Raw genomic sequence first — 15,881 nt, 5'->3', positions numbered from 1 at the left:
GCCGAAAACACCACCGCCACCAGGAAGGGCCAGCCGGCGGCGACCCCCGCCTGAACCTGCCCAGGCTCGAGCCAGAGGGACAGGGCCGCCAGGGGCCAGACCGAGGCGAAGCCGACCCAGGCCTGAAACTGGAGGGGCCGGACCCCGCCCATCTGCTTCATCATCACCGCGCCGAGGGACCCCAGGAAGGCGGCGGCGACCACGAAGAGCAGGCCGGTGGAGACCACGAAGCCGCCCGGATCCCACATGACCAGCAGCGCGCCCGACAGGGTGAGGGTGATGCCGATGCCCCGGCGCCAGCGCACCTGTTCCCCCAGCATGACCATGGACAGCACCGTGGTGATGGGCACGCCCAGCTGAATGACGACGGCGGCGGCCGAGGCGGTGGCGGTCTGCAGGCCGATGAACAGCAGGGCGAAATTGCCGCCGCCCATCAGCAGGGCCACCACCAGCAGCCGCCAGCGGGGCCGCGGCATGGGCAACAGCCAGGGCAGCGTGATCAGCGCCACCAGGGCGAAGCGCACGGCGGCGTAGAACAGTGGCGGCACGGCGAGATCGGCCACCACATATTTCGAGATGATGTTGTTGCTCGCCCAGATGAGACAGACGAGGACGATCAGGGCGAAGTCGCGCAGGGCCATGATGTGGCCTTAAGCGCGCTTCGCGGGCGCAAGGCAAGGCGAATGCGCGCCGTCCGGCGGCGGACCGGACGGCGCGCGGTTCAACCTCAGGCGGCCTTGCCGAAGGACAGGGCCTCATAGCGGGCCAGGTGATGGTCGGTGGAGCCGAACACACCTTCGATCATGGTGGCGCGCTTGAAGTAGTGACCGATGGCCATCTCATCGGTGATGGCCATGCCGCCGTGCAGCTGAACGGCGTTCTGGCCGACGAAACGACAGGCCTTGCCGATCTGGACCTTTGCGGCCGAGATCGCCTGGGCGCGCTCATGCGCCTCCTCCGACAGACGGATCGTGGCCATGTAGGTCATGGAGATGGACTGTTCGAGCTGGATGAACATGTCCACCATCCGGTGCTGCAGCACCTGGAAGGACGAGATCGGAACCCCGAACTGCTTGCGGGTGCGGGTGTATTCCACCGTGCCTTCCTGCAGGCGGCGCAGAACGCCACAGGCCTCGGCGCAGGTGGCGGCGATGGCTTCGTCCATGACCTTCTCGACCAGGGGCAGGCCATGGCCTTCGGCGCCGATCAAGGCCTCAACGCCGACCGAGACGTTCTCGAAGGTGACCTCCGAGGCGCGCTGGCCGTCCACCGTGGGATAATCCCGGGTGGTGACGCCCTTGGCGTTCTTGTCCACCAGGAAGACCGAGACCCCTTGAGCGTCGCGCTGGCCGCCGCCGGTGCGGGCGGTGACGATCAGGTGGGTGGCCCAAGGCGCGCCGATGACGACCGACTTCTGGCCGTTGATCACATAGCCCGTGCCGTCCTTGGTCGCGGTGGTCTTCAGGTCCTGCCAGGTGTAGCGGGCCTGGGGCTCGGCATAGGCGAAGGCGAAGATGGCGTCGCCGGCGATGACCTTCTCGATCAGGTCCGGGGCCGCCGCATGGCCCGAGTGCTTCAGGAAGCCGCCGCCGATGACCACCGTGCCCATATAGGGCTCGACGACCAGGGCTTTGCCGAACTCCTCCATGACGACCATGTTGTCCACCGGACCGCCGCCGAGGCCGCCCAGCTCTTCGGAAAAGGGCGCGCCGAGAATGCCGAGCTCTTCGGCGAAGGCCTTCCAGACCTCAGGCCGCCAGCCGGCCTCGCTCTTGATCGCCGCCCGGCGGGCGTCGAAGGCGTAATTGTCAGCCAGGTAGCTCGCGACCGTGTCGCGCAGCATCGACTGTTCGTCTGTGAAGCTGAAGTCCATGGGGTGGTCCTATTCAGAGCCCCTCCCGCGCTGGGAAGAGGCTTGGAAATTTGGAAATCGGATCGGAAGGCAGGCCCCTCCCCGCAAGGGGGAGGGGTGTCTCCGGTGTTCACTTCAGAGGCCCAGCACCATCTTGGCGATGATGTTGCGCTGGATCTCGTTGGAGCCGCCATAGATCGAGGTCTTACGGCCATTGAAGTAGTCGCCGGCCACGCCGTCGGCATAGCTAGGGCCGATATTGGCGTTGTGACCCAGGTCCCGCAGGAAGGGCGCGCCATAGTGGCCGGCGGCCTCCAGGGCAAGTTCCTGCAGGCGCTGCTGGATCTCGGTGCCCTTGATCTTGAGAATCGAGGATTCGGGACCAGGTCCCTTGCCGCTGGACTCGCCCGCGAGCGTGCGCAGCTCGGTGAATTCCAGGGCCGTCAGGTCGATTTCGAGCTCAGCGACCTTGCGCTTGAAGAAGGTGTCGGTGAGCAGCGGCCCACCCAGGTCGCTCATCTCGGTGGTCGCCATCTCCCGCAGGCGCTCCAGGCCCCGCTTGGACCGGGCCACGCCAGCGATGCCGGAGCGTTCATGGGCCAGCAGCGCCTTGGCGCAGGTCCACCCCTGATTTTCGTGGAAGATGCGGTTCTCGACGGGGACCTTCACATTGTCGAGGAAGACGTCATTGACCTCGTGGCCGCCCTCCAGGGTGATGATCGGACGAACCTCAATGCCGGGGCTCTTCATGTCGATCAGCAGGAAGCTGATGCCAGCCTGCGGCTTCACGTCCGGATCGGTCTTGACCAGGAAGAAGCCCCAATCGGCGAACTGGCCAAGGGTGGTCCAGGTCTTCTGGCCATTGACGATGTAGTACTCCTTGCCATCGTCCTCCTTGACCCGCTCAGCCTTGGTCTTCAGCGAGGCGAGATCTGAACCGGCGCCCGGCTCGGAATAGCCCTGACACCACCAGACTTCGCCGTTGTAGATGCCGGGCAGGAACGTCTTCTTCTGCTCTTCGGTGCCGAAGGTGTAGATCACCGGGGCCAGCATGCTGACGCCGAAGGGCAAGACAGCGATGGTGTCGGCGCGGGCCTGTTCCTCAGACCAGATGTACTTCTGGGTCGGCGTCCAGTCGGTCCCGCCAAACTCTTTCGGCCAGGAGGGGGCGACCCAGCCCTTCTTGGCCAGCACCTTGTGCCAGGCCAGATAGTCGTCCTTGCTCAATTGCTCGCCGCTGTCCTGCTTGGCGCGCAGGTCCTTGGGATAATTCTCGGCGATGAAGGTCCGCACCTCCTCACGGAATGCGGCGTCTTCGGGGGAGAAATCAAGATTCATGGGGCGCTCCCTGGGTGCTCCTGGGTCGGCGAGAGTGTCGCCGACGCTCGGCGCGGACAATAGGCGTCCCGGGCGCGGGAGAAAAGATGACGCTAACGTCAACGTAATACATATCCGGCGCAATCAGATCGTTTGCGGCATCTTGCCCGGACCGCCCAGGACGCGCAGAACAGCCCGCCCATGCCCCGCATCCTCACCTACAATGTCCATCGTTGCGTCGGCGTCGACCGACGGCTCGACGTTGCGCGCGTCGCCGACGTGATCGCCGCCCTCGAACCCGACATCGTCGCCCTGCAGGAGCTGGATGTCGGACGGATGCGGACCAATGGCGTCGACCAGGCGCACGAGATCGCGCAACGGCTGGAGATGGCCTTCCACTTCCACCCCGCCATGACGGTTGAGGAAGAACTCTATGGCGACGCCATTCTGACCCGCCACCCCGAACGCAAGATCAAGTCCGCCGCCCTGCCCGGCCACGACCGGGTCTCGCAGCTGGAACCCCGGGGCGCCCTGTGGGTCACCGTCACCTTGGACGGTCGTGAGCTGCAGATCTTCAACACGCATCTGGGCCTGGTGCCCCGGGAACAGCAGAATCAGGCCGCCGCGCTCGCAGGGCCAAACTGGTTGGGCCACCCGAACCGACAGGGTCCAACCATCCTGCTAGGGGACTTCAATGTCACCTCGGCATCCATGGTCTATCGCACCCTCAGCGAGGTCCTGCGGCCAGCGCGGCGCCACGCGATCAGGAAGTCGCCCTCGGCGACCTTTCCCTCGGTGTTGCCGGTGCTGCGGATCGACCACCTCTTTGTCAGCGACGAGATCAAGGTGCTGGACGTCTTTGCGCCCTATGATCCCGTCACCCGAATGGCGTCCGATCACCTGCCGCTGGTTATGGATTTCGAACTGGCCTGAGCTGTCGTGGGCCGGCCCTGGGCGATGGTCTGGCTAAGCCGCCGGGAAGCCTCGTAGAGCCGGTCGCGACGGCGGAAGATCCGCCAGGAGTCGGCGACATCGGCCGGGTCGCCGATGTGGAAGGCGGCGATCATCTTCCCGAGGGTGGTCATGTCCCGCGGGCCAAGAGGCCGTAATCGCCCCTCGTGATTAAGGGCGGAGATGGCTGCGCCCAGGCCGCCCCGCTCCAGGCGGGCCTTGGTCACCGCATCGCCGGTATAGCCCATAAAGTGCCCGACCAGCCGATCGCGCAGAGCGCCGATGGCCATGCGGTCGTCCTCGCCATTGGCCTCGATGGCCAATTCGCATTCAGTGTCGAAACCACCGGAGCGATTGTTCAGATTGGCCGACCCCACCCGCGCCAGACGGTCGTCGATGATGGTCACCTTGGAATGGACGATGATCTCCTGGCCGGACCTGGTGACAGGCCAATAGGCGTGGAACCGCCCGAAGATGTCCGCGACCTGGAGGCGCCACAGCATGTTGTTGCGCGCCTGGTCCATGGTCAGCCGGTCGAACCAGCTGGGGCTGTATCCCGTGGAGATCATCACCACCTCAGGACCATTGGGCTCGGTCAGACGGGCCGCCAGGGCCTCGGCGTAGATGGGTGAGGTGAAGTACTGGTTCTCGAGGTAAATCAGGTCCTTGGCCTCAAAGATCGAGGCCAGGGTGAGCCGGCGGATCTCCTCCACCATCTGATCGCGTTTCCAGGCTGGCTCGGTGCGGGCGATCCCCACATCCACGTCCAGCATGTGCGCCGGGACCCGCGTGGGCCAAGGATCGGCCGTCGAAGGCGCCGCCTTGGGCACCACCTCGTCGGCTGAGCGCCGCCAGCGGGCCCGGAACAGGTCCCCCAGGGCGCTGGCGGCTGCGCCATCGACCATCAACATCACTTCATGGCGAGGGTCGTGGCATTCCTGATCGGGCATGATCCGGCGCTGGTCGTCGTCAAGATGGGCGGCGGTATCCCAGCGATCGACAGAGATATCGCCGCCGCCGCATATGGCCACCGCGTCGTCGACCACGAGGACCTTCTGATGATGACAGGCGCCGAGAGGCACGGACTCGTCCAGACGTAGCTGGACCGTCGTGTCGTGGAACCAACGCCGGCCCCGGTGAGGAAAGAAATTCTGGCTGGCGCTGATCGGCAAGGCCGACTTCCAGATGAGCAGCCGGATATCCAACTCCGGGCGACGCCGCGAAAGCTCGACGAGGATGCGTCCGATCTCATCGGGATCATCGGGTCCGTCAAACCCGTCCGGCGCCAGGCGCGTCCGGGGATCAAACCCCCAGCCCAGCAGATAGATCGACTTCTGAGCCTTGGGCAGGATTTCGGCCAAGGCGTTGAAATAGGCCTCGGTGTCCACCAGGAAGGCCGCCCGCCCGGCGGATTCACGCCGCCAGCATGTATCGCCCGGGGTCAGAATGCTCATCGCCTCCGGCTCATGCACGGCCTAGCGCATCCTGGCAATAAGGCGGACTTTATGGGCTTGGTTCCGGTGATCCGCCCAAAAAAGCGGACGCGCCCAGGGGAGGGCGCGCCCGAGGCAGGCGACAGATGGAACGTTCGCAGTTCAGCCGGCGGAGGGCGCCGAGGCGCGGGCGGCTTTCACGCCTTCCTCGCCCCCGAGCCAAGCCTGGCAGGCGCCGGCGACCTCGCCGCGGACCTGGGCCTGAACCGCCTCGTCGGAGGACCTGGCCTGCCGGGCGGCGCGGCTGCGCTCGGTCTTGGCCCGCTCCTGGACATAGGGGGTCCGACCATAGGTCTGGTTGCGGACCAGGGCGTTGATGGCGCTGGTGTCAGCCTGGATCAGGGATGAACCGGCCAGGGCATGACAGCGGACAGCTTGCAGATACTCCATATCCTTCATCTCTAGCGCGCTGGCGGAGCCTGCGGCGGCGATAGCAGAGACGGCGGCAACAACGGCGACGAACTTCATGATGTTTCTCCCTCGAAATCAATGATAACAATTTGATACGCCGAGGGTAAGAACTCAAATGAACCTTTGGAAAGGTGGAGAGATATAGATTAAATATACGTAATGGTGATTTATTACATGATTTTCATGAGCAACGCTGATGCGCTCAGCGGGAACTGATGCCGGCTAGCGGCAGGCCGGTCCACGGCCTAATCTTGCCGCCATGACTGACAAGCCCCCGCCGCCCATCGTCACGCCCTGCATAAAGGTCTGCGTCATCGACGGGACCAGCGGACTGTGCCTGGGCTGCTATCGCACCCTGGTCGAAGTCGCCAGTTGGGCGAAAATGCCGGCGGTGACCCGTGAGACCCTGATGGCCGAACTGCCGGGCCGCCGCGCCCAGATCGCGCCGGAAAAGCTCGCCATGTTCTGAAACCGCACGCCGGCCCGACCGATTCACCGGATGCAAACCCGCGCGCCCTAAGGTGGCCTCACAACAAGGCCGAAATGGCCGTTATGCCTTTGGTGAGGCGGGTGTCGAAATGCTCAAGTTTGCAATGCTGACCCTTGTGGCGGCCGTCTCGGCCGTCGGTGCGGCTCAGACGGTCGTCGCTTTAGATCCGTCCCGGGGCGCCTCAGCCCTCGTGGCCACGTTGCGCGAGGCGCCGCCGCCGATGGCTGTGGGCCAGAGCGCGGCGATCAGCAAGGCCAGCGACGGTCACTACTGGGCTGAGGCTGACGTCAATGGGGCGCGGGTGCGGTTCCTGGTGGACACCGGCGCCACGGCGGTGGCGCTGACCCTGGAAGACGCTCAGCGCCTGGGCTTTGATCCCGCCAAGCTCGACTATCGCCAGAAGGTGATGACCGCCTCGGGTGAGGCCCGGGCGGCGGTGGTGAAGTTGAGCGCCATTTCGGTCGCCGGCGCCCGGGTGGCCGATGTGGACGCCCTGGTGATCGAAAAGGGTCTGGAGACCTCGCTGCTGGGCATGAGCTATCTGGGGCGGCTGACCCGTTTCGAGGCCACCCGCACCTCCCTGATCCTGCGTCCCTGATGGACAGCCTCGTCCTGCGCCCCATGGCGCCGCAGGACTTGCACGCCGTCCTGGACCTCCAGTGCCGCGGCTATCCCCCGCCCTTGCACGACTCCGAGGCCGCCTTCCTGAGCCGCATGGCCCTGGCGCCAGGCCTGAACCTGACCGCTTGGAGCAAGTCCGGCCTGGCCGGCTACCTGGTCAGCCACCCCTGGGCGGCCGGCGACCCGCCGCCGGTGGACGCCCTGCTCGCGGCCGGGACGCCCGCCGAGTGCTGGTATGTGCATGACCTTTCGGTGGCCGAGGCCGCCCGTGGCCTGGGCCTGGCCCGCACCCTGCTGTCAGCGGGCCGCGACGCGGCGCGCGCCCTCGGCCTGGCGCGTTCGGAACTGATCGCGGTTGAGGGCGCCGCGCCGTTCTGGATTCGGCAAGGCTGGCGCCCGCCGCAAGCGGTCTCACAGGCCTTGGCGGCCAAGGTCGCCGGCTACGGTCCCGCGGCGGTCTTCATGACCCGCGAGGAGCTGGGGGATCTCTAGGCGGCGTCCCGGGCCTCGCGGGCCTGGGCGACAGCGGCCAGGGCGGCGTCCACCACCTCAAGCCCAGCCCCTGGCTTGACGCCCTCCACAGTCAGAATGCGCCGCCAGGCCCGGGCGCCGGGACGCCCATGGAACAGGCCGAGCATATGCCGGCTCATGGCCGCCAGCGGCGTGCCGTCAGCCAGGCGGGCGGCGAGATAGGGCCGATAGAGCTCCACGGCGGTCGCGGAGTCGATCACATCGCCCTCCCCGAACACCTCAGCGTCCACCGCGCCCAGGATCTCCGGCGTGTGATAGGCCGCCCGGCCCAGCATCACCCCGTCCACCTGCTCCAGATGCGCCCTGGCCGCCGCAAGGTCGGGCACGCCGCCGTTCAGAACAATGGTCAGGTCGGGCCGTTCGCGCTTCAGCCGATAGACCAGATCGTAGTCCAGGGGCGGCACGTCCCGGTTCTCCTTGGGCGACAGCCCCTTCAGCCAGGCCTTGCGGGCATGAACCACGAAGGTCCGCACGCCGGCCTGGGCGCAGAGATTCACCAGGGTGAACAGGCTCTCTTCCGGGTCCTGGTCGTCCACGCCGATGCGGCACTTGACCGTGGCGGGCACGTCGACCGCCGCGGCGATGGCGGCCATGCACTCGGCCACCAGGGCCGGCTCTCGCATCAGGCAGGCGCCGAACCGGCCGCTCTGCACCCGGTCGGACGGACAGCCGACATTGAGATTGATCTCGTCATAGCCAAGGTCCGCGCCGATGCCGGCGGCCGCCGCCAAGTCGGCGGGATCAGACCCGCCCAGTTGCAGGGCCACCGGATGCTCACCGGCGTCATAGCCCAGCAGGCGCTCACGATCTCCGTGCAGCACCGCGCCGGTGGTGACCATCTCGGTATAGAGCAGCGCCTGCTTCGACAGCACCCGATGCAGGCTCCGGCAATGCCGGTCCGTCCAGTCCATCATGGGCGCGACGGACAGGCGGTGGGGTTGGAAGGGCGGTGCGAGGATCAAGGGCTCTTTTAAGTCCGGTGGTGTTTGAGCGCCCTATACACCGGACAGTTCCACCTTTCGACTACCGACCCGTCACGCGCCCGGCGGCGGCATTGACCTACCGCCCCGCCCTCACCCGCAGCGCCTGCAGACCCACCGGGGCCAGGAGGCCCGCCCCGGCCAGGGCCAGGATCGGGGCGGCGTAGCAGGCGGCGCAGTGGACCAGCGGCCCTTCGCCGCAGATGGCGCCGTAGAGGGCTGCGGTCGAGCGGGCATGCAGCCAAGCGTATTCGGCGCTCAACGCCGCAGCGACCCAGGCCGAAACGCCGGCGATGATCCGGGTTTCCCGGTCGTGCAGGAAGGATGCGCGCATGGATTGAACTCCTCTTCGCCCCTTGATCGCCACGCCGGCGCACCTTGGCCTTGAGATGGATCAAAGCCCCCGCTGTTGCAGCGCGTCAGAGGTGATCGGTCTTTCGCACCGAGTCGCTGGGGAACATGAATCATTCAATCACCGAGCCGGATCGAGCGCCCCTCGACGCCGTCCTGCTCTACGTCCTGACGGGGCTGCTGGCCCTGGGGGCGATCTTCGCGACGGCGTTCTCAGATGATCGCCTGTTCCGTTTCCACGGCTATCTGCTGATCGGCGCCTTCATCCTCGCCTTCGCGCTGCTGACCGTGGCCCTGAGTTCGGGCCGGCTGCGCAGCCCGCAGGAGCGCTATGCCGACGGGGTGATCCGGGCCGGCGTCATCGCCACCATGTTCTGGGCGGTGGTCGGCCTGCTGGTGGGTGTGGTGATCGCCGCCCAGCTCGCCTGGCCCAACATCATGTACTTCCCCGAGCACGGCTGGCTGAACTTCGGCCGGCTTCGCCCCCTGCACACCTCGGGCGTGATCTTCGCCTTCGGCGGCAACGCCCTGATCGCCACCTCCTTCTATGTGGTGCAGCGGACCAGCAAGGCGCGCCTGGCGGGCGGCGTCTGGCCCTGGTTCGTCTTCTGGGGCTACCAGCTGTTCATCGTGCTCGCGGCCACCGGCTATCTCGCCGGCATCACCCAGAGCCGCGAATATGCCGAGCCGGAGTGGTACATCGACCTGTGGCTGACCGTGGTCTGGGTCGCCTATCTGCTGGTCTTCCTGGGCACGCTCTGGAAGCGCAAGGAACCCCACATCTACGTGGCCAACTGGTTCTACCTGGCCTTCATCGTCACCATCGCCCTGCTGCATGTGATCAACAACCTGGCCATGCCGGTCGGGGCCCTGCATCACCGCAGCTATTCCCTGTTCGCCGGGGTCCAGGACGCCCTGACCCAGTGGTGGTACGGCCACAACGCCGTCGGCTTCTTCCTGACCGCCGGCTTCCTGGGGATGATGTACTATTTCGTGCCCAAGCGGGCCGAGCGGCCGGTCTATTCCTACCGCCTGTCCATCGTCCACTTCTGGTCGCTGATCTTCATCTACATCTGGGCGGGTCCCCACCACCTTCACTACACGGCCCTGCCGCAGTGGGCGCAGACCCTGGGCATGACCTTTTCGATCATGCTGTGGATGCCGTCCTGGGGCGGGATGATCAACGGCCTGATGACCCTCTCGGGCGCCTGGGACAAGCTGCGCACCGATCCGGTGATCCGGATGATGGTGGTGGCCATCGCCTTCTACGGCATGTCGACCTTCGAAGGTCCGCTGATGTCGATCCGGGCGGTCAACTCCCTGTCCCACTACACCGACTGGACCATCGGTCACGTGCATTCCGGCGCCCTGGGCTGGGTCGGCTTCATCAGCTTCGGCGCCATGTACTGCATGGTTCCGTGGTTGTGGAAGAAGGACCGGCTGTATTCGAACCAGCTGGTGGAGTGGCACTTCTGGATCGCGACCACCGGCATCCTTCTCTACATCTGCGCCATGTGGGTGTCGGGTATCATGGAAGGCCTGATGTGGCGCGAATACACGCCCCAGGGCTTCCTCGCCAACGCCTTCGTCGAGACGGTCGCAGCCAAGCATGTCGAGAACGTCATCCGCATGCTGGGGGGTCTGATGTACCTCACAGGCGCCCTGATCATGTCCTACAACCTGTGGCGTACGGTCCGCCTGCCGAGTCCCGTCTCGGCGGCTGCGACCCCCGCCCCTGCGCTGATACCGGCCGAGTAAGGGGGCTCTGATGAAAAATATCTGGAAAAAACACGGCGTTCTGGAGCGTCGCTCCATCCTCCTCACCGTAGCCATCCTGCTGGTGGTCTCGGTGGGGGGCCTGGTGGAGATCGCCCCGCTCTTCTACCTGGAGAGCACCATCGAGAAGGTGAAGGGGGTTCGCCCCTACACACCCCTCGAGCTGGCGGGCCGGGACGTCTACATCCGCGAGGGCTGCTACAATTGCCATTCGCAGATGATCCGCCCCCTCCGGGACGAGGTGGAGCGCTACGGCCACTACAGCCTGGCGGCCGAGAGCATGTACGACCACCCCTTCCAGTGGGGCTCCAAGCGGACGGGCCCGGATCTGGCGCGGGTCGGGGGCAAGTACTCCGATGACTGGCACCGGGACCACCTGATCGATCCCCGCTCGGTGGTGCCGGAATCGGTGATGCCGCCCTACGCCTTCCTGTCCGGGCGCGAGCTTGAGACCAAGGACGTCCAAGCCAAGCTGGCGGCCATGACCAAGGTCGGCGTGCCCTACACCCAGGACATGATCGACAACGCCAAGGCCGATCTGATGACCCAGGCCGACCCCTTCGCCCCGTCCCGGGACCTCAAGGCTCGGTACGGTGAGGCGGTGCTGCAGCGGGACTTCGACGGCGATCCGGCCCGGTTGACCGAAATGGACGCCCTGATCGCCTACATGCAGATGCTCGGCACCCTCGTCGACTTCTCCACCTATGAGGCCGAAGCCCCGGAGAACCTGCGATGAGCGGCCTGTCCTACGAAACCGTGGCGATGTTCGCCCAGCAGGGCGGCACCCTCTACTTCGCCGCCATCTTCGCCGCGGGCGTGGCCTACGCCCTGTGGCCCCGCAATGGCGAGGCCTTCCGCCGCGCCGCGATGCTGCCCCTCGAAAAGGATGAGGACGACAATGTCCAAGCGTGAGACCGACGAGGTCACCGGCGTCGAGACCACGGGCCACGAATGGGATGGCATCCGCGAACTCGACAACCCCCTGCCCCGCTGGTGGCTCTGGGTGTTCTACGCCAGCGTGGCCTTCGCCATCGTCTATTGGGTGCTGATGCCGGCCTGGCCGGGGATCAACGGCTACACCAAGGGCGTGATGGGCCATTCTGACCGCGCCCAGGTCGCCCAGCAGTTGCAAACCCTCCGCGAACTGCGCGGCGAAGGCGCCGCCCGGCTGACCAACGCCACGCTGCAGGAGATCGAGGCCGACCCCGATCTGCAACAGTACGCTCTGGCCGTCGGCCAGTCGGTGTTCGGCGACAACTGCGCCACCTGCCACGGGGTCGGCGGCGCCGGCGCCAAGGGCTATCCCAATCTGCTCGACGACATCTGGCTCTGGGACGGCACGCTGGATGGGATCCATCACACCCTCAAGGTCGGCGTCCGCGCGGGCGTCGAAGGCACGCGCTTCTCCCAGATGCCCGCCTTCGGCCGTGATCAGTTGCTGACTTCGGCCCAGGTCAACGACCTGACCGAACTGGTCATGGTTCTGTCCCGTGGTGAGGGCGACCGGGAGGCCGCTGATCGGGCCCGACCGGTCTTCGCCGATCAGTGCGCCTCCTGCCACGGCGTCACAGGGCTCGGCGACCCGACCCAGGGCGCGCCCAACCTCACCGACGCTGAATGGCTCTACGGCGCCTCGCGCGAGGAAATCCGCACGCAGATCTGGTTTGGCCGCAACGGCGTCATGCCCGCCTGGGCCGGACGCTTCGACGACGAGACCCTCAAGGCCCTGGCCGTGTACGTCCACGCCAACGCTGGCGGGCGATAGGACCGCACCATGACCGTCGTCATCGACCGCACAAAGCCCCCGGAAGGCGACCCGGCCCCCAAAGGGCCGCGGTCGGCCGCCGCGCGGGCGCGGGGCAAGGGTGACGCCGGCGGGGGGCTCTACAAGCCCAGGGCGCCGATCTATCCGAAGCTGGTCCAGGGCCGTTGGCGCAACATCAAGTGGATCCTGCTGGTCCTGACCCTGGCCGTCTACTACGTCACCCCCTGGATCCGCTGGGATCGCCCCGGCGACCTGCCGGACCAGGCGGTGCTCGTCGACTTCGCCGGACGTCGCTTCTATTTCTTCTTCATCCAGCTCTGGCCCCAGGAGGTCTATTTCATCACCGGCCTGCTGGTGATCGCGGCCCTGGCCCTGTTCCTGACCTCCGCCCTGTTTGGCCGGCTATGGTGCGGTTACGCCTGCCCGCAGACCGTCTGGACCGATCTCTATATCTATATCGAGCGCATGTTCGAGGGCGACCGGAACGCCCGCATGAAGCTCGACGCCTCGCCCGTGTCGTTCAACAAGGCGTGGCGCAAGGGCGGCAAGCACGCCACCTGGCTGGCCGTAGCGTTCGGCACCGGCGGGGCCTGGATCTTCTATTTCCACGATGCGCCCAGCCTGCTGCGGGACTTCTGGGTCGGCCAGGCGCCGATGACCGCCTATGTCTCCTGCGCCATCCTGACCTTCACGACCTATGCGCTGGCCGGAACCATGCGCGAGCAGGTGTGCATCTATATGTGCCCCTGGCCGCGCATCCAGGGCGCCATGCTCGACCAGCACTCCTTGCAGGTCACCTACCGCTTCGACCGGGGGGAGCCCCGGGCTCCGCACAAAAAGGGCGCCACCTGGGACGGCCGGGGCGACTGCATCGACTGCAACGCCTGCGTCGTCGTCTGCCCCATGGGGATCGACATCCGCAACGGCTCGCAGCTGGAGTGCATCAACTGCGGCCTGTGCGTCGACGCCTGCGATGAAATCATGGTCAAGGTCGGCCGGCCCAAGGGTCTGATCGCCTATGACACCGACGCCGCCGTGGCCGCCCGGGCCTGCGGCGAGAAACCGGTCTACAAGCTGGTCCGCCCCCGCACCCTTTATTACGCTGGCGCCCTGGCCCTGGTGGGCGGATTGACCCTTTGGGGCCTGGCGACCCGCAGCCCGATGGACGTCCACGTCCTGCGCGACCGCAACCCGACATTCGTGCGCATGCAGGATGGCGACATCCGCAACAGCTACACCCTGAAGATCGCCAATCGGACCTTTGAGCCCGTCATCGCCCAGGTGGCCTTCGGCGGCGTGTCCGGGGCCGAGCTCAAGACTCCCGGGGTCGAGGTGACGCAAGGCGCCCTGGCCCTCACCGTGGAGCCGAACCAGGTCCGCACGGTCCGCGCCTTTGTGACCGCGCCATCTGCATCCCTGCTTCAGGCCAATATGCCCGCCACCTTCACCGTCCAGGCCGCTGGCGCGACCCAGGTGGTGACGACATCCTTCCTCTCTGGAGCCGCGAACGCGCGATGAGCCTCATGGAAAGCACCGACGGTTTTCGCATTCGTGGCTGGCACGTCCTGGTGGCTATGATCCTGTTCTTCGGGATCATTACCGCGGTCAATGCGGTGTTCATCACCGCCGCCCTGCGCACCTATCCCGGCGAGGTGTCGGTGACCCCCTATGAGGACGGCCTGGCCTTCAACGCCAAACTGGCCCGGCAAGCCGACCAGGCCAAGCTCGGCTGGCGCGCCTCAGCCGGGGCCGAGGCCGAGGCGGTCGCCGTCCGGATCATCGACGACCAGGGCGCTGCGGTGCGCGATCTGTCCCTCAGCGGAAAACTGCAACGGCCCGCCACCGGCGCCGGCGCCCTGACCCCGCGGTTTCGCGAGACCGAGCCTGGCCTCTATGTCGCCCGACTGGGCGGGGTGACCGGCGTCTGGGACCTCACCTTCCAGGCCCAGGACGCCGAAGGGCGGCAGTTTGAAGGCGAGCGTCGACTGACATGGCCCTGACCTACGACCTGGCCCATGCCCCCGACCTGTCGGCCTTTCTCCGGCGGGACAAAGATGGGACCGCCAATCTTGAGCTACTGGTCAAGGGCGCCCGGTGCGCGGCCTGCATGTCGAAGATCGAGAGTGCGGTCGCCAGCCTGCCCGACGTGGCCGCCGCCCGGCTGAACCTCACAGAGGGTCGGCTGTCGGTGCGATTCACCTCGACCAGGGGGGACGCGGGGCGGGTGATCGCCGCCTTGGACAAGGCCGGCTACCCGGCCACGCCCTTTGACCCGGCCAAGGCTGTCGAAGCCCATGACAAGGAAAGCCGCCGACTGATCCTGGCCCTGGCCGTCGCGGGCTTCGGCGCCGGCAACGCCATGATGTTCTCGGTGCCGGTCTGGGCGGGCCTGTTTGGCCAGGAGTTGGGGCCGGCCACCCGCAGCATCATGCTGTGGCTCTCGGCCATCGTCGCCACGCCCTGCGCCATCTATGCAGGCCTGCCCTTCTTTGAATCGGCCTGGCGATCGCTGAAGGCCGGCCGGGCCAATATGGACGTGCCGATCTCGGTCGGGGTGATCCTGACCCTGTTCATCAGCTTCGTTGAGACTTTCCTCAACGGCCGCGACGCCTATTTCGACGCCGCGGTCTCCCTGCTGTTCCTGCTGCTCATCGGCCGTTGGCTCGACCACCGCCTGCGGGCCCGGGCCCGCAGCGCGGCGGCCGACCTTCTGGCCCTCCAGGCGCCCGCGGCCACGGTGCTCGGACAGGACGGTCTTGAGCGGATCAAGCCGCTCAGCGAGGTCGCCGTCGGCGAGCGGATTCTGGTCCGCCCTGGGGAGCGCATCCCTGTCGACGGTTTTGTCGAGGACGGGGTCTCGGAACTCGACAACGCCCTGCTCACCGGCGAGACCACCCCGGTGGACGTCCGGCCAGGCGACACCTGCCGGGCGGGTTCAGTGAACCTGACGGGGCCATTGCGCATCCTGGCCATCGCCCGATCGGAAGACTCCGCCGTGGCGGCCATCGCCCGTCTCGTGGAAGCTGGCGCCCAGAGCAAATCCCTCTATGTCCGCCTCGCAGACAAGGCCGCGGCGGTCTATGTGCCGGTGATCCACTCGGTGGCCGCCCTGACATTTCTCGGAGGACTGGCCTTTGGGCTTGGCCCGCGGGAGGCCCTGCTACGGGCTGTGGCCCTGTTGATCATCACCTGTCCCTGCGCCCTCGGCCTGGCCGTCCCCGCCGTGCAGATCACCGCCTCGGCGCGGCTGTTCCGCAAGGGCGTCCTGGTCAAGTCGGGCGCCGCCCTGGAGCGCCTGGCCGAGGTCGACCATGTGGTGTTCGACAAGACCGGCGTCCTGACC

General features: G+C 66.7%; 18 protein-coding genes. 11 read left to right on the top strand and 7 right to left on the bottom strand.

The genetic code is table 11. The features are described from left to right. From Q7V15_RS01120 to Q7V15_RS01110, 3 genes are all read right to left on the bottom strand, one after another. Window positions 1-641, bottom strand: a 641-nt coding sequence (locus tag Q7V15_RS01120) for a DMT family transporter (protein ID WP_304753113.1), incomplete at its 3' end; no start/stop codon positions are given. Between the two features lie 86 nt (window positions 642-727). Further along, window positions 728-1,873, bottom strand: a complete 1,146-nt coding sequence (locus Q7V15_RS01115) for an acyl-CoA dehydrogenase family protein (RefSeq protein ID WP_304753111.1) — start codon at window positions 1,871-1,873, stop codon at window positions 728-730. A 114-nt stretch (window positions 1,874-1,987) separates the two neighbouring features. Further along, complete coding sequence (locus Q7V15_RS01110) at window positions 1,988-3,190, bottom strand: acyl-CoA dehydrogenase family protein (protein ID WP_304753108.1); 1,203 nt, start codon at window positions 3,188-3,190, stop codon at window positions 1,988-1,990. A 180-nt stretch (window positions 3,191-3,370) separates the two neighbouring features. Between Q7V15_RS01110 and Q7V15_RS01105 the strand changes: the two genes are divergently transcribed. After that, window positions 3,371-4,102: an endonuclease/exonuclease/phosphatase family protein gene (locus Q7V15_RS01105; protein ID WP_304753105.1), complete on the top strand. Its 732-nt coding sequence runs from the start codon at window positions 3,371-3,373 to the stop codon at window positions 4,100-4,102. On the opposite strand, the gene Q7V15_RS01100 is transcribed toward Q7V15_RS01105, so the two are convergent. Both Q7V15_RS01100 and Q7V15_RS01095 read right to left on the bottom strand, forming a co-directional pair. Continuing rightward, complete coding sequence (locus Q7V15_RS01100; RefSeq protein ID WP_304753102.1) at window positions 4,066-5,574, bottom strand: phospholipase D-like domain-containing protein; 1,509 nt, start codon at window positions 5,572-5,574, stop codon at window positions 4,066-4,068. The genes Q7V15_RS01105 and Q7V15_RS01100 overlap by 37 nt on opposite strands. Before the next feature lie 141 nt (window positions 5,575-5,715). Then, a complete protein-coding gene (locus Q7V15_RS01095) occupies window positions 5,716-6,081 on the bottom strand; it encodes a hypothetical protein (RefSeq protein WP_304753099.1) in 366 nt (121 codons plus the stop codon). A 202-nt stretch (window positions 6,082-6,283) separates the two neighbouring features. Here Q7V15_RS01095 and Q7V15_RS01090 point away from each other — a divergent pair, with 202 nt between their 5' ends. From Q7V15_RS01090 to Q7V15_RS01080, 3 genes are all read left to right on the top strand, one after another. After that, window positions 6,284-6,493: a DUF1289 domain-containing protein gene (locus tag Q7V15_RS01090; protein WP_304753097.1), complete on the top strand. Its 210-nt coding sequence runs from the start codon at window positions 6,284-6,286 to the stop codon at window positions 6,491-6,493. Between the two features lie 109 nt (window positions 6,494-6,602). Continuing rightward, window positions 6,603-7,112 carry a TIGR02281 family clan AA aspartic protease gene (locus tag Q7V15_RS01085; RefSeq protein ID WP_304753095.1) on the top strand — a complete coding sequence of 170 codons (510 nt, stop codon included), beginning with the start codon at window positions 6,603-6,605 and terminating at the stop codon, window positions 7,110-7,112. Further along, window positions 7,112-7,627, top strand: coding sequence for a GNAT family N-acetyltransferase (locus Q7V15_RS01080; RefSeq protein WP_304753092.1), 516 nt, complete (start codon window positions 7,112-7,114; stop codon window positions 7,625-7,627). The genes Q7V15_RS01085 and Q7V15_RS01080 overlap by 1 nt, the downstream gene beginning before the upstream one ends. On the opposite strand, the gene dusA is transcribed toward Q7V15_RS01080, so the two are convergent. Beyond that, entirely contained in the window at window positions 7,624-8,628 is a 1,005-nt protein-coding gene (gene dusA, locus Q7V15_RS01075; RefSeq protein WP_304753090.1) for a tRNA dihydrouridine(20/20a) synthase DusA, read from the bottom strand. The genes Q7V15_RS01080 and dusA overlap by 4 nt on opposite strands. Window positions 8,629-8,725: 97 nt before the next feature. Continuing rightward, window positions 8,726-8,980 carry a hypothetical protein gene (locus Q7V15_RS01070; RefSeq protein ID WP_304753087.1) on the bottom strand — a complete coding sequence of 85 codons (255 nt, stop codon included), beginning with the start codon at window positions 8,978-8,980 and terminating at the stop codon, window positions 8,726-8,728. Window positions 8,981-9,105: 125 nt separating this feature from the next. On the opposite strand from Q7V15_RS01070, the gene ccoN reads away from it, so the two are divergent. From ccoN to Q7V15_RS01035, 7 genes are all read left to right on the top strand, one after another. Then, the gene (gene ccoN / locus Q7V15_RS01065) at window positions 9,106-10,755 is read left to right on the top strand and encodes a cytochrome-c oxidase, cbb3-type subunit I (RefSeq protein ID WP_304753085.1); all 1,650 of its coding nucleotides are present in this window, start codon (window positions 9,106-9,108) and stop codon (window positions 10,753-10,755) included. Between the two features lie 10 nt (window positions 10,756-10,765). Further along, window positions 10,766-11,509: a cytochrome-c oxidase, cbb3-type subunit II gene (gene ccoO / locus Q7V15_RS01060; RefSeq protein ID WP_304753082.1), complete on the top strand. Its 744-nt coding sequence runs from the start codon at window positions 10,766-10,768 to the stop codon at window positions 11,507-11,509. Beyond that, complete coding sequence (locus Q7V15_RS01055) at window positions 11,506-11,685, top strand: cbb3-type cytochrome c oxidase subunit 3 (RefSeq protein WP_304753080.1); 180 nt, start codon at window positions 11,506-11,508, stop codon at window positions 11,683-11,685. The genes ccoO and Q7V15_RS01055 overlap by 4 nt, the downstream gene beginning before the upstream one ends. Further along, a complete protein-coding gene (ccoP, locus tag Q7V15_RS01050) occupies window positions 11,672-12,538 on the top strand; it encodes a cytochrome-c oxidase, cbb3-type subunit III (RefSeq protein WP_304753077.1) in 867 nt (288 codons plus the stop codon). The genes Q7V15_RS01055 and ccoP overlap by 14 nt, the downstream gene beginning before the upstream one ends. A 9-nt stretch (window positions 12,539-12,547) precedes the next feature. Beyond that, window positions 12,548-14,056: a cytochrome c oxidase accessory protein CcoG gene (gene ccoG / locus Q7V15_RS01045; protein WP_304753075.1), complete on the top strand. Its 1,509-nt coding sequence runs from the start codon at window positions 12,548-12,550 to the stop codon at window positions 14,054-14,056. A 5-nt stretch (window positions 14,057-14,061) separates the two neighbouring features. Continuing rightward, entirely contained in the window at window positions 14,062-14,538 is a 477-nt protein-coding gene (locus Q7V15_RS01040) for a FixH family protein (protein ID WP_304753073.1), read from the top strand. Beyond that, window positions 14,529-15,881 (top strand): heavy metal translocating P-type ATPase (locus Q7V15_RS01035; RefSeq protein WP_304753071.1); only part of this gene is annotated, 1,353 nt, incomplete at its 3' end. The genes Q7V15_RS01040 and Q7V15_RS01035, both read left to right, overlap by 10 nt.

Source organism: Phenylobacterium sp. (assembly GCF_030651755.1).
GTDB lineage: Bacteria > Pseudomonadota > Alphaproteobacteria > Caulobacterales > Caulobacteraceae > Phenylobacterium.
Note: the sequence above shows the minus strand (reverse complement) of the source record. Positions and strands in the feature narration are given on the sequence as shown.